13 protein-coding genes and 2 pseudogenes are annotated in these 12,706 nt (G+C 69.8%); 13 read left to right on the forward strand and 2 right to left on the reverse strand.

Annotated features, from left to right (window positions below; genetic code table 11):
• Positions 1–22: 22 nt before the first annotated feature.
• Both FHU35_RS08955 and FHU35_RS30385 read left to right on the forward strand, forming a co-directional pair.
• A pseudogene (locus FHU35_RS08955) lies at positions 23–1,243 on the forward strand (acyl-CoA dehydrogenase family protein); the annotation flags it as partial.
• Positions 1,134–1,667 (forward strand): annotated as a pseudogene (locus FHU35_RS30385) (acyl-CoA dehydrogenase family protein); the annotation flags it as partial. The pseudogenes FHU35_RS08955 and FHU35_RS30385, both read left to right, overlap by 110 nt.
• Before the next feature lie 33 nt (positions 1,668–1,700).
• Here the strand turns inward: FHU35_RS30385 and FHU35_RS30390 are convergent.
• Positions 1,701–2,024, reverse strand: coding sequence for a hypothetical protein (locus FHU35_RS30390; protein WP_425474113.1), 324 nt, complete (start codon positions 2,022–2,024; stop codon positions 1,701–1,703).
• Positions 2,025–2,044: 20 nt separating this feature from the next.
• Between FHU35_RS30390 and FHU35_RS30395 the strand changes: the two genes are divergently transcribed.
• The 11 genes from FHU35_RS30395 (at position 2,045) to hsaB (ending at position 11,389) form a co-directional block, all read left to right on the forward strand.
• The gene (locus FHU35_RS30395; RefSeq protein ID WP_425474114.1) at positions 2,045–2,248 is read left to right on the forward strand and encodes a hypothetical protein; all 204 of its coding nucleotides are present in this window, start codon (positions 2,045–2,047) and stop codon (positions 2,246–2,248) included.
• A 13-nt stretch (positions 2,249–2,261) separates the two neighbouring features.
• On the forward strand, positions 2,262–3,227 hold the full coding sequence (locus FHU35_RS08965) for a bifunctional MaoC family dehydratase N-terminal/OB-fold nucleic acid binding domain-containing protein (RefSeq protein WP_145738059.1): 966 nt from the start codon (positions 2,262–2,264) through the stop codon (positions 3,225–3,227).
• Between the two features lie 70 nt (positions 3,228–3,297).
• The gene (locus FHU35_RS08970; protein WP_145738060.1) at positions 3,298–3,723 is read left to right on the forward strand and encodes a MaoC family dehydratase; all 426 of its coding nucleotides are present in this window, start codon (positions 3,298–3,300) and stop codon (positions 3,721–3,723) included.
• Complete coding sequence (locus FHU35_RS08975; protein WP_145738061.1) at positions 3,720–4,886, forward strand: lipid-transfer protein; 1,167 nt, start codon at positions 3,720–3,722, stop codon at positions 4,884–4,886. The genes FHU35_RS08970 and FHU35_RS08975 overlap by 4 nt, the downstream gene beginning before the upstream one ends.
• 115 nt (positions 4,887–5,001) lie before the next feature.
• Complete coding sequence (locus FHU35_RS08980) at positions 5,002–5,778, forward strand: 2-keto-4-pentenoate hydratase (RefSeq protein ID WP_145738062.1); 777 nt, start codon at positions 5,002–5,004, stop codon at positions 5,776–5,778.
• 29 nt (positions 5,779–5,807) lie between these two features.
• Positions 5,808–6,713 carry an acetaldehyde dehydrogenase (acetylating) gene (locus FHU35_RS08985; RefSeq protein WP_145738063.1) on the forward strand — a complete coding sequence of 302 codons (906 nt, stop codon included), beginning with the start codon at positions 5,808–5,810 and terminating at the stop codon, positions 6,711–6,713.
• A complete protein-coding gene (gene dmpG / locus FHU35_RS08990) occupies positions 6,710–7,768 on the forward strand; it encodes a 4-hydroxy-2-oxovalerate aldolase (protein ID WP_246110186.1) in 1,059 nt (352 codons plus the stop codon). The genes FHU35_RS08985 and dmpG overlap by 4 nt, the downstream gene beginning before the upstream one ends.
• A gap of 30 nt (positions 7,769–7,798) precedes the next feature.
• Positions 7,799–8,977, forward strand: a complete 1,179-nt coding sequence (hsaA, locus tag FHU35_RS08995) for a 3-hydroxy-9,10-secoandrosta-1,3,5(10)-triene-9,17-dione monooxygenase oxygenase subunit (protein ID WP_145738064.1) — start codon at positions 7,799–7,801, stop codon at positions 8,975–8,977.
• A complete protein-coding gene (gene hsaD / locus FHU35_RS09000; RefSeq protein ID WP_145738065.1) occupies positions 8,977–9,828 on the forward strand; it encodes a 4,5:9,10-diseco-3-hydroxy-5,9,17-trioxoandrosta-1(10),2-diene-4-oate hydrolase in 852 nt (283 codons plus the stop codon). The genes hsaA and hsaD overlap by 1 nt, the downstream gene beginning before the upstream one ends.
• Before the next feature lie 89 nt (positions 9,829–9,917).
• Positions 9,918–10,823, forward strand: coding sequence for an iron-dependent extradiol dioxygenase HsaC (hsaC, locus tag FHU35_RS09005; protein WP_145738066.1), 906 nt, complete (start codon positions 9,918–9,920; stop codon positions 10,821–10,823).
• Between the two features lie 11 nt (positions 10,824–10,834).
• Positions 10,835–11,389: a 3-hydroxy-9,10-secoandrosta-1,3,5(10)-triene-9,17-dione monooxygenase reductase subunit gene (hsaB, locus tag FHU35_RS09010; protein ID WP_145738067.1), complete on the forward strand. Its 555-nt coding sequence runs from the start codon at positions 10,835–10,837 to the stop codon at positions 11,387–11,389.
• Positions 11,390–11,563: 174 nt separating this feature from the next.
• On the opposite strand, the gene FHU35_RS09015 is transcribed toward hsaB, so the two are convergent.
• Positions 11,564–12,694, reverse strand: a complete 1,131-nt coding sequence (locus tag FHU35_RS09015) for a steroid 3-ketoacyl-CoA thiolase (protein WP_145738068.1) — start codon at positions 12,692–12,694, stop codon at positions 11,564–11,566.
• Between the last annotated feature and the right edge of the window lie 12 nt (positions 12,695–12,706).

A 12,706-nucleotide genomic window follows, 5' to 3' on the forward strand; every position in this document is an offset into this window, starting at 1 on the left:
CAGGGTTGGTCGAGGGGGCGGGATGGAGTTCACGCTCGGGGAGACGCAGCAGGCAGTGAGGGATCTGGCGGCTGAAGTTCTGGCCAAGGAGACCGAGCGAGCCGCCGCCTCAACTGGAATCGGTTTCGATGAGTCGGTGTGGAAGGCGCTGGGGGAGTCGGGCTTGCTCTCGCTGCCGGTCCCCGAGCGCCTGGGCGGGGCCGGACTCGGCCCGCTCGAGGTCGGTCTGGTGCTCGCCGAGGTGGGCAAGGCCGGGGTCGGCGTCCCGGCGCTGGCGACGCTGGCCTTCGGCGTCCTGCCGATCGCGCGGCACGCCGACGAGTCCCAGCAGGAGCGGTTGCTCGCCGAGCCCGGACGCGTGTTCAGCGCGGCGCTCAACGAGGCCTCCGCCCCGCTGCCGACGAAACCCCGCACGGTGTCGGAGAAATCACGCGTCACCGGGCGCAAGACCGGCGTGCTGCACGCCGACACCGCGCACCGCCTGCTGGTGTCCGCCAGCACCGAGCAGGGGCCCGCGATCCTGCTGGTCGACCCGCACGCCGACGGCGTGACGCTGCGCTCGGTGCGCTCCTCGGTCGGCGTGGAGTGGGTCGTGGACCTCGACGACGTCGAAGGCGAAGTCCTCGGCTCGCCGAGCGAAGCGGTCCTCGACGACGTGCACTCCTGCGCTCTCGCGGGGATGTGCGCGCTGGGAGACGGAGCAGTGGCCGCGGCGCTGGAGCTCACCGCCGAGCACCTGCGCACGCGGCACCAGTTCGGCAAGCCGCTGGCGGCCTTCCAGGCCGTCGCGCAGCAGATCGCCGACGTCTACGTCGTCAACCGGACCCTGCACCTGGCGGCGCTGTCGGCGTCCTGGCGTTTGGGCACCGGGCGCGACGCGGGTGAAGACCTCGACGTCGCCGCCTTCTGGCTCACCGACCAGGCACCTGCCGCGATGCACACCTGCCACCACCTGCACGGCGGGCTCGGCGTGGACATCACCTACCCCATGCACCGCTACTACTCGCAGGTCAAGGACCTGGCGCGGCTCTGCGGGCGGCGCCGCGCACCGCGTCGACGTCCTCGCCCGACACGCCTGAGGAGAAGCCGTGTTCATCGAACTCACCGAGGAGCAGCGGGCGCTGCAGGCCGAGCTGCGCGAGTACTTCAGCAACCTCGTCACCCCCGAAGAGCGCGAAGCGCTCGCCTGGACCGGCACGACGAGGCCCACCGCGCGGTGGTCCGCCGGATGGGCCGCGACGGCTGGATGGGCGTGGGCTGGCCCGAGGAGTACGGCGGGCGCGGTTTCGGCGACGTCGAGAACTTACATCTTCGCCAACGAGGCGTCGAGGGCCGACGTGCAGCTGCCGTCGGTGACGCTGCAGACCGTCGGGCCGACGCTGCAGACCTACGGCACGGAAGAGCAGAAGGCCTTCTTCCTGCCCAAGATCCTCGCCGGGGACGTGCACTTCGCTATCGGCTACACCGAACCGGACGCGGGCACCGACCTCGCCTCGTTGCGCACCACCGCGGTGCGCGACGGCGACGACTACGTCGTCAACGGCCAGAAGATCTTCACCACCGGGGGGCACGACGCGGACTACATCTGGCTGGCCTGCCGCACGAATCCCGATGCGCCCAAGCACAAGGGCATCTCGATCCTGATCGTCGACACCCGCGATGAGGGCTACTCGTGGACGCCGATCATCACCGCCGACGGGTCACACCACGTCAACGCGACCTACTTCAACGACGTGCGGGTTCCGGCCTCGATGCTGGTGGGGGAGCAGGACCGCGGCTGGAAGCTGATCACGACCCAGCTCAACCACGAGCGCGTCATGCTCGGCCCGTCGGGCCGCACCGGTGGGTTGCGCGAGCGGGTGCGTGATTGGGCGGCCGAGCGCGATCTGCCTCGAACTCCCCGACGTGAAGCGGGTTCTCGCGCGGGTGCGGGCCTTCGAGCGGGTCAACGAGCTGCTGAACTGGCAGGTCGCCGCGTCGGCGTCGCTCGGCCCGGTGGAGGTCGCCGACGCCTCGGCGACCAAGGTGTTTCTCCTCCGAGACCGTGCAGACGCTGGGTCGCGAGCTGGAGGAGATCGTCGGCAGGCACGGCGATCCGTCCGAAGAGGACACCGCGGAACTGCTGCACTGGCTGGACGTTTCAGGCCAAGGCGGAAACATCGTGCTGACCTTCGGCGGAGGGGTCAGCGAGGTCCAGCGCGAGCTGATCGCCACCGCCGGGCTGGGACTGCCGCGGGTGCCGCGCTGAGGAATGGAGCATCATGACCAGTACGACCACTGAGGCAGAGGAGATCCGCGCGGCGGCCAACCGGATCGCCGAGCGCGGTTCCAGCGCACCGAGGCCGGCCCGCGATCCGGTGAACCTGCCGATGATCAACAACTGGGTCGAGGCGATGGGCGACGCCAACCCGGTCTACACCTCGGCTGAGGTCGCCGAGAAGTCCGTCCACGGCGGGCTCGTCGCCCCGCCGGCGATGGCGCAGGTGTGGACCATGGGCGGGCTCAACCCCGAGCGCGATCCCGACGACCCGCTCTACTCGATGATGGGTGCGCTCGACGAAGCCGGGTACACCTCGGTGGTCGCGACCAACTGCGAGCAGACCTACCACCGCTACCTCCGGCACGGCGAGCAGCTCGCGGTCACCACCAAGCTCGACTCGGTGGTCGGGCCGAAGACCACCGGCCTCGGCGAGGGCTGGTTCGTCACCACCCGCAACACCTGGTACGTCGGCGATGAGCCGGTGGCCGAGATGATGTTCCGCGTCCTGAAGTTCAAGCCTGCGGAAGCGAAGACCGCTGAGCCCCAGTCGGAACCGGAGCCGCCGGCCGAGGTCATCCGGCCCGCGATCAACCAGGACACCGCCTACTTCTGGGAGGGCACGGCCGCAGGCGAGCTGCGCATCCAGCGCTGCGGCGGCTGCGGACTGCTGCGGCACCCGCCGGGGCCGATGTGCCCGGAGTGCGGTGCCACCCAGCGCACCCACCTGGTGTCCGAAGGGCTCGGCGAGGTCTACAGCTACGTCGTGCACCACCGTCCCGCGATCCCGGGCAAGAAGCTGCCGCTGGTGATCGCGCTGGTCGCGCTCGACGAGGGCGTCCGGATCCTCGGGGAACTGCACGACGTCGACCCGGAAGAGGTGACCATCGGGCAGCGCGTCCAGGTCGCCTACCAGCGCGTCGACGACGAACTCACGCTGCCGTACTGGAAACCGTCGGAGGACGCATGAGCGACGATTTCGGCTCGCGCGCTCATGCGTCCGACCGGGTGCGGGTGTCCCGCAGAACAGGGGAGGACGCATGACACTGGCGCGCACACGTTCGGCGGGTGAGGTCGCGATCGGCGACGCCCTGCCGGAGGAACGCATCAACGCCACTCCGACCTTCATCGTGAGCACGGCCATCGCGACCCGCGACTTCCAGGACGTGCACCACGACCGGGACCTGGCGCAGGCCAAGGGTTCCGACGACATCTTCCTCAACATCCTGACCTCGACCGGTCTGGTGCAGCGCTACGTCACCGACTGGGCGGGTCCGGAAGCGCTGGTGCGCGGGGTGTCGATCAAGCTCGGCGTGCCCTGCTACGCCTACGACACGCTGACCATGCACGGCCAGGTCCTGGAGCAGGGCGAGGGAGTGTTCGTCGTCGAGGTGCTGGGCCGCAACCAGCTCGGCACCCACGTGACCGGCCGGGTTCGGCTGGAGCTGCCGGAGGTGGCCCGATGATCTCAGGGAAGACCGCGATCGCGGGGATCGGTGCGACCGAGTTCTCCAAGGACTCCGGGCGCAGCGAACTGCAGCTGGCCGCCGAGTGCGTGCGCGGCGCGATCACCGACGCGGGGCTCGAACCGTCCGATGTGGATGGTCTGGTCACCTTCACGATGGACACCAACACCGAGGTCGCGGTGGCCCGCGAGGTCGGCATCCCGAACCTGAGCTACTTCAGCCGCATCCACTACGGGGGCGGCGCGGCCTGCGCCACGGTGCAGCAGGCGGCGATGGCGGTGGCGACCGGGATGGCCGAGGTCGTGGTCTGCTACCGCGCCTTCAACGAGCGCTCCGGGCAGCGGTTCGGTCAGTTCAACGCCGGGTTGTCGGGTCAGGCCACCTCCACCGGCGTGGACAACAGCTGGTCCTACCCGATGGGCCTGGGCACTCCGGGTGCGCAGGTGGCCATGTTCGCCCGCCGCTACATGCACGCCTACGGCGCGACGAGCGAGGATTTCGGGCGCATCGCGGTCGCCGACCGCAAGCACGCCGCGGCGAATCCGAACGCGTGGTTCTACGAGCGTCCGATCACCCTGGAGGACCACCAGAACTCCCGGTGGATCACCGAGCCGCTGCGGCTGCTGGACTGCTGCCAGGAGAGCGACGGCGGGGTGGCGCTGGTGATCACCAGCCTGGATCGCGCCCGCGACCTGCCGAACCCGCCCGCGGTGGTGGCCGGAGCCGCCCAGGGCAGCGGGCCGGACCAGTTCACCATGACCAGCTACTACCGGGACGACATCACCGGCCTGCCTGAGATGGGCCTGGTGGCGCGCCAGCTGTGGGAGCAGTCCGGGATCGGCCCGCAGGACGTGCAGGTCGGCATCCTCTACGACCACTTCACGCCGTTCGTGCTGGTCCAGCTCGAAGAGCTCGGATTCTGCGGCCGGGGTGAGGCCAAGGACTTCATCGCCGACGGAGCCATCGAGCACGGTGGTCGGCTCCCGCTCAACACCCACGGCGGCCAGCTGGGCGAGGCCTACATCCACGGGATGAACGGCATCGCCGAAGGGGTGCGGCAGATCCGCGGGACGGCGGTCAACCAGGTCGATGCTGTCGGCAACGTCCTGGTGACGGCGGGCACCGGGGTCCCCACCAGCGGACTGGTGCTCGCAGCAAACTGAAACATGTTATAGATTTTGGCGCTGTTGGCGCTATGATGTAGCCGGAACAGCACGTGAAAGGGGTTCCGCATCGTTCGGAACCTGTTCCAGTCACCAGGGGTGCCGGGGAGGACGAATGCTCAGTGCCGAGACCCGCGAAGGGCTCGCCGAGCGGTTGTGGCGGGCCGAGCGCGAACGGGAGCCGATCCCGCCGCTGATCGAATCGCACCCGGACATCGACGTGGTCGACGCCTACGAGATCCAGCTGATCAACATCCGCCGCCGGGACGTCCCGACCGCCGGGCACAAGGTCGGGCTGTCCTCGCCGGCGATGCAGCAGATGATGGGCGTCGACGAACCGGATTACGGGCACCTGCTCAGCGACATGCAGCTGTCCGAGGACGTTCCGCTCGACGCCCGTGCCTACTGCTACCCGCGCGTGGAGGTCGAGGTCGGCTTCCTGCTGTCCGAGGACATCCCGCCGGACTGCGACGAGCAGGGCGTGCTCGACCGCACCGAAGCGCTGATCCCCTCGATCGAGCTGATCGACAGCCGCATCCGCGACTGGCGGATCGGCATCGCCGACACCATCGCCGACAACGCCTCCTCGGCCGGCTACGTGCTGGGAGCGCAGCGAGTGGCACCGGGGGCGCTCGACCCGCGCGGCATCGACGCCGTGCTGCACCGCAACGGCGAGGTCGTCGCGGAGGGCCGCTCCGACGCGGTGCTGGGCAACCCCGCCACCGCCGTGGCCTGGCTGGCGAAGAAGGTCGCCGGGTTCGGGGTCCGGTTGCGGGCCGGGAACGTCGTGCTGCCCGGTTCCTGCACCCGCGCCATCGACGTGCGGCCAGGGGATGTCTTCCGGGCCGAGTTCACCGGTCTCGGCACGGTCGGCCTCACCGCGAAACCCTAGAGACCTCAACACACCTCAGGAGGGGCGCCATGACGGCCAAGGCGGCCATCGTCGGGTCGGGCAACATCGGTACCGACCTGCTCTACAAGCTCAGCCGGGCGAAGCACGTCGAGCCCGCCTGGATGATCGGCATCGACGCCGACAGCGACGGCCTCCGCCGCGCTGCGGACCTCGGCGTGGCCACCAGCGCCGGGGGCGTGGACTGGCTGCTGGAGAACGAGAGCCCGGACATCGTCTTCGAGGCGACCTCGGCCTACGTGCACCGGGCCAACGCCCCGCGCTACGCCGAGCGCGGCATCCGGGCGATCGACCTCACCCCGGCCGCCGTCGGACCCTACGTCGTCCCGCCCGTCAACATCGACGAGCACCTCGGCGCCCCGAACATCAACCTCATCACCTGCGGCGGTCAGGCCACCATCCCGATGGTGCACGCGGTGTCCCGGGTCGTTCCGGTGGCCTACGCCGAGATCGTCGCCTCGGTCGCCTCCGTGTCGGCGGGACCCGGAACGCGGTCGAACATCGACGAGTTCACCCGCACCACCTCCAAGGGGATCGAGGTCATCGGGGGAGCCGAGCGCGGCAAGGCGATCATCGTGCTCAACCCGGCCGACCCGCCGATGATCATGCGCGACACCATCTTCTGCGCCATCCCGGCCGACGCCGACACCGACGCCATCGGCGAGTCGATCACCCGCATGGCCGCCGACATCGCCGAGTACGTCCCCGGCTACCGGCTGCTGTCCGAGCCGCAGTTCGACCCGCCGTCGGCGCTCACCGGCGGGCAGGCGCGCGTCGCGGTGTTCGTCGAAGTCGAAGGCGCGGGCGACTTCCTGCCGAACTACTCCGGCAATCTCGACATCATGACCGCCGCCGCGGTGCGGGTCGGCGAAGAGCTCGCCGGCACCGGGGCGTTGCAGAAGGAGGCCGCGCGGTGACCGGACTGCCCAAGACCCATCTGCCCAAGACTTACAGCGACGAGCTGGACCTGCGCATCACCGACACCTCGCTGCGCGACGGCTCGCACCACAAGCGGCACCAGTTCACCGCCGACGAGGTGCGCGACATCGTCACCGCGCTCGACGGGTCCGGGGTGCCGGTGATCGAGGTGACCCACGGCGACGGCCTGGGCGGATCCTCGTTCAACTACGGGTTCTCGCGCACTCCCGAGCAGGAGCTCATCACGCTGGCCGCGGAGACCGCGCGCAACGCCAAGATCGCCGTGCTGATGCTGCCCGGGGTGGGCGTCACCGACGACATCCTCATCTCGCGCGACAACGGTGCCTCGGTGTGCCGGATCGCCACCCACTGCACCGAGGCCGACGTGTCGGTGCAGCACTTCGGGCTCGCGCGCGAGCAGGGCATGGAAACCGTCGGGTTCCTCATGATGGCCCACTCCCAGCCACCGGAGGTGCTGGCCAAGCAGGCCCGGATCATGGTCGACGCCGGATGCCAGTGCGTCTACGTCGTCGACTCCGCCGGTGGGTTGGTGCTGGAGCAGGTCGCCGAGCGCGTCTCGGCTCTGGACGCCGAGATCGGCGGCGACGCGCAGATCGGCTTCCACGGGCACGAGAACCTCGGTGTCGCGGTGGCGAACTCGGTCGCCGCGGCCCGTGCCGGTGCCGTCCAGATCGACGGCAGCACGCGGCGATTCGGTGCCGGCGCGGGCAACACGCCGGTCGAAGCGTTCGTCGGCGTGTGCGACAAGCTCGGATTCCGGACCGGCGTGGACTTCTTCGCCATCGCCGACGCCGCCGAGGACGTGGTGCGCCCGGCGATGCCGGAGGAATGCCTGCTGGACCGCTCCGCGCTGATGATGGGTTACGCCGGGGTGTACTCCAGCTTCCTCAAGCACGCCGCCAACCAGGCTGAGCGCTACGGCGTCAGCCAGGCGCAGCTCCTGGTTCGCGCCGGTGAGCGCAAGCTCGTCGGCGGCCAGGAGGACCAGCTGATCGACATCGCGCTGGAACTGCAGCGCGAACAGGCCAAGTGACCACACCGGAACTTTCGAACGGAGCACTGCATGAGTGACCGGGACAGCACAGAAGTTCTCGAAGCGGTGCGCAAGCTGCTTCCTTCGCTGCGGGATCGCGCCCAGCAGGCCGAGGACGGCCGCAAGATCCCGGCGGAATCCATCGGCGAGCTGCAGGACGCGGGATTCTTCAAGCTGCTGCAGCCCCAGCGCTACGGCGGCTACGAGGCCGACCCGGTGGAGTTCTACACCGCGGTGAAGCTCATCGCCAGCGCGTGCGGCTCGACCGGCTGGGTCGCCTCCATCCTCGGCGTCCACCCGTGGCACCTGGCCCTGTTCCCGCAGCAGGCCCAGGAGGACGTCTGGGGCAAGGACCAGAACACGCGGATCTCGTCCTCCTACGCGCCGATGGGCAAGGCGAAGGTCGTCGAGGGCGGCTACCGGCTGACGGGTAAGTGGAGCTTCTCCTCCGGCTGCGATCACGCGAGCTGGGTGTTCGTCGGCGGCCCCGCGCTGGACGGCGAGGGCAACATGGTCGACTTCTGCACCTACCTCCTGCCGCTCGACGACTACACGATCAACGACGTGTGGGACACCGTCGGGCTGCGCGGCACCGGCAGCAACGACATCGTCGTCGAGGACGTGTTCATCCCCGAGCACCGGGCGCTGAGCTTCATGTCCATGTCGAAGACCCAGTGCCCCGGCCACGAGGTCAACACGGCGCCGCTGTACCGGCTTCCGTGGGGCACCGTGCACCCCTCGACGATCACCGCGCCGATCATCGGCATGGCGCAGGGTGCCTACGACGCGCACGTCGAGCACCAGGCCAAGCGGGTTCGCGCCGCCTACGCCGGTGAGCAGGCCAAGGACGACCCGTTCGCCAAGGTCCGCATCGCCGAGGCCGCCAGCGAGATCGACGCCGCGTGGCTGCAGCTGTCGACCAACATCGCCGACGAGCTGGCTCTGCTGCAGGCGGGCGAGGAAGTGCCGATGTCGTTGCGGCTCAAGGCACGTCGTGACCAGGTGCGCGGTACCGCGCGGGCGATCTCCGCGGTCGACCGGCTCTTCGAGAACTCCGGTGGGCGGGCGCTGCAGGCGGGCACCCCGATCCAGCGGTTCTGGCGGGACGCGCACGCCGGCCGGGTGCACGCGGCCAATGACGCCGAGCGCGCCTACACGATGTTCGGCAGCGGAGAATTCGGTCTACCGGTGAAGGATTCGATGGTCTGATGGTGGAGATCAAGAGCCAGGACGCGACACTGCCCTCCGGGCTGACGCTGCACTACCACGAAGCCGGCGTCGGCAACGACAACACCGTGGTCATGCTGCACGGCGGCGGGCCAGGGGCGTCGGCGTGGAGCAACTTCAGCCGCAACATCGAGGCGTTCGCCGATGACTTCCACGTCATCGCCGTGGACCAGCCCGGATTCGGCAAGTCCTCGAAACCGACCGAGCACGGCCAGTACTTCACCCACAGCGCGGGCGCTCTGCACGAGCTGTTCGACGTCCTGGGCGTCGACAAGGCGCACCTGCTCGGCAACTCGCTCGGTGGCGGGACGGCGGTGCGCTTCGCGCTGAACTTCCCCGAGCGCGCGGGTCGGCTGGTGCTGATGGGGCCGGGCGGCTTGAGCCTCAACGTGTTCGCGCCGGACCCGACCGAAGGGGTCCAGAAGCTGGGCCAGTTCGGAGCGCCGCCCGGCCCGACCAAGGAGAAGCTCGAAGCCTTCCTGCGGACGATGGTCTACGACCAGTCGCTGATCACCGAGGAGCTGCTCGAGGAGCGCTTCGCGGCGGCCAGCGCGCCGGAGTCGATGGCCGCCATGAAGGCGATGGGCAAGTCCTTCTCCCAGCCCGAGAGCTTCGAAGAGGGCCTGCTGTGGCGGGAGGCCTACAAGCTGCGGCAGCGGGTGCTGCTGATCTGGGGCCGCGAGGACCGGGTCAACCCGCTGGACGGGGCGCTGGTGGCGCTGAAGCTGATCCCGCGCGCGCAGCTGCACGTCTTCGGTCGTTGCGGGCACTGGGCGCAGCTGGAGAAGTTCGAGGAGTTCAACAGCATCACCAAGGACTTCCTGGACGGCTAGTGCCGATCTGCCGGCGGCGGAACCGCTGTCGCCGGGCCCGCCGCGACACGACCACAGCACGCTCCACAAGGCGAAGGAGAGGTAGTCCCATGGGTATTCGCTCGCTCGGGTACCTGCGCATCGAGGCCACCGACATCGAGGCGTGGCGGGTGTACGGCTTGAAGGTCCTCGGCATGGTCGAGGGCAGCGGGAACGATCCGGACGCGCTGTACCTGCGCATGGACGACTTCCCGGCCCGGCTGGTCATCGTGCCCGGTTCGCAGGACCGGCTGCTGCAGGCCGGATGGGAAGCCGAGCACGCGGCGGGCCTGCAGGAGATCCGGGACTCGTTGAGCGCCAACGGGGTTCCGTTCAAGGAGGGCACGGCCGAGGAGCTCGCGGACCGGCGGGTGATGGAGCTGATCCGCTTCAGCGACCCGTCGGGCAACGAGCTGGAGGTCTTCCACGGTGCCGCGCTGCAGCACCGGCGGGTGGTGAGCCCGTACGGGCACACGTTCGTCACCGAGGAGCAAGGGCTCGGGCACGTGGTGCTGTCCACCCACGACGACGAGGCGGCGCTGCGGTTCTACCGCGACGTGCTCGGGTTCAAGCTGCGCGACTCGATGCGCATGGCGCCCGAGCTGGTCGGCAGGCCCTCCGACGGGGAACCGGCGTGGCTGCGGTTCTTCGGCTGCAACCCGCGGCACCACAGCCTGGCGTTCCTGCCGATGCCCACGCCCAGCGGCATCGTGCACCTGATGGTCGAGGTAGCCGACGTCGACGACGTCGGGCTGACCCTGGACCGCGCCTACCGGCGCAAGGTGCCGATGTCGGCGACCCTGGGGAGGCACGTCAACGACCTGATGCTGTCGTTCTACATGAAGACCCCTGGTGGCTTCGACGTCGAATTCGGCTGCGAGGGAAGGCAGGTCGACGACGACGACTGGATCGCGCGCGAGAGCACGGCGGTCAGCCTGTGGGGCCACGACTTCAGCCTCGGCAACAGGCCTCAGTGATGGGAGGGGCGATGGAAGCGGTGGTCTCGGAGATCGACGGTGCGACGTTCCGGCGCACGCTCGGGCACTTCTGCACCGGTGTGACGGTGGTGACCGGCAGCTGCGACGGTCAGCCGGTGGGTTTCGCGTGCCAGTCGTTCTCGGCGCTGTCCCTCGACCCGGCCCTGGTGCTGTTCTGCCCGGGGAAGAACTCCCGGGCGTGGCCGCTGATCGAGCGTTCCGGGCACTTCTGCGTCAACGTGCTGGCGGCCGGTCAGCGCGACGTCTCGTCGGTCTTCGGGCGCAAGGGCGAGGACAAGTTCGCCGGCCTGAGCTGGAGCCCGGCTCCGTCGGGATCTCCGCTCCTGGACGGCACGCTCACCTGGCTCGACTGCGCGGTCGAATCGGTGCTCGACGGCGGTGATCACCACATCGTCATCGGCCGGGTGCAGACGCTCGGCGAGACGACGGAGGAAGACCCGCTGCTGTTCTACAAGGGCGCCTACACGGGCATCACCCGTCCGACGACCCCCGCCCAGTACTGGCCGGAGGACTTCCTGACGGGCACGCCGGACGACTGGCTCTGACGTCCGCCTCACCACCTGGTGGGGTGCGAGTGCGAAACGTCGCGCGAACTCCGGGTCTGGAACTCCGGGCTCGAAGTTCGCGCGACGTTCGTTCGCGGGCCAGGGGGTCGGGAATGGGAAACGCGCGCCGCCCCGGAGTGCTGGGGCGGCGCGCGTCGTCTTGGGAGCGGCGGATCAGAGCCGTTCGATGATGGTGCCCGTGGACAGCGCGCCACCGGCGCACATGGTGACCAGGGCCGTGCTGCCGTCGCGGCGTTCGAGTTCGTGCAGCGCCGAGGTGAGCAGGCGGGCGCCGGTGCTGCCGACCGGGTGGCCGAGGGCGATGGCGCCGCCGTTGACGTTGACCCGGTCCAGGTCGGGGCCGTGGACGTCGGCCCAGGACAGCACGACCGAGGCGAAGGCCTCGTTGACCTCGAAGACGTCGATGTCGCCGATCTTCATCCCGCTGCGCGCGAGCACCCGCTCGGTGGCCTGCACCGGCCCGTCCAAGTGGTAGTAGGGCTCGGCGCCCACCAGGCACTGGGAGACGATCCGGGCGCGCGGACGCAGTCCCAGGGCCTGGGCGCGGTCGGAGTCCATCAGCAGGAGGGCCGCCGCGCCGTCGGAGATCTGCGAGGAGCTGCCCGCGGTGTGCAGCCCGTCGGGGAGGACCGGCTTGAGCCCGCCGAGGGTCTCCACGCTCGTCTCGCGCAGTCCCTGGTCGCGGGTGACCTCGCCGTCGGCGGTGCTGACCGGGACGATCTCGCGGTCGAAGCGGCCTTCGTCCCACGCCAGCTGCGCGCGTTCCTGCGAACGCACCCCGAAGCGGTCGAGGTCCTCGCGGGTGATGCCCCGGCGGCCCGCGATGCGGTCCGCGGCCAGGAACTGGTTGGGCATGTCGATGTCCCAGGAATCGGGCTTGGGCCGGCCCACGTCGGTGCCGATGTTGCTGCCCAGCGGCACCCGGGTCATGGCCTCGACGCCGCAGGAGATGCCGACCTCGATGGCGTCGGTCGCGATGAGACCGGCGATGAGGTGGGTGGCCTGTTGCGCCGATCCGCACTGGGCGTCGATCGAAGTGCTGCCCGTCTCCTCGGGGAGCCCGGAGTGCAGCCACGCGGTGCGGGCGACGTTGCCGGACTGCTCGCCGGCCTGGGTGACGCAGCCGCCGATGACCTGTTCCACCACTGCGGGGTCGATGCCCGCGCGTTCCACCAGGCCGCGCTGCGCCGCGCCGAGGATCTCCGAGGCGTGCAGCCCGGACAGCCAGCCCTTGCGCTTGCCGATCGGCGTCCGCACCGCCTCCACGATCACCGGAGTGCCCACCTGAATCTCCTC

It is taken from the genome of Saccharopolyspora dendranthemae (genome assembly GCF_007829955.1).
Classification (GTDB): domain Bacteria; phylum Actinomycetota; class Actinomycetes; order Mycobacteriales; family Pseudonocardiaceae; genus Saccharopolyspora; species Saccharopolyspora dendranthemae.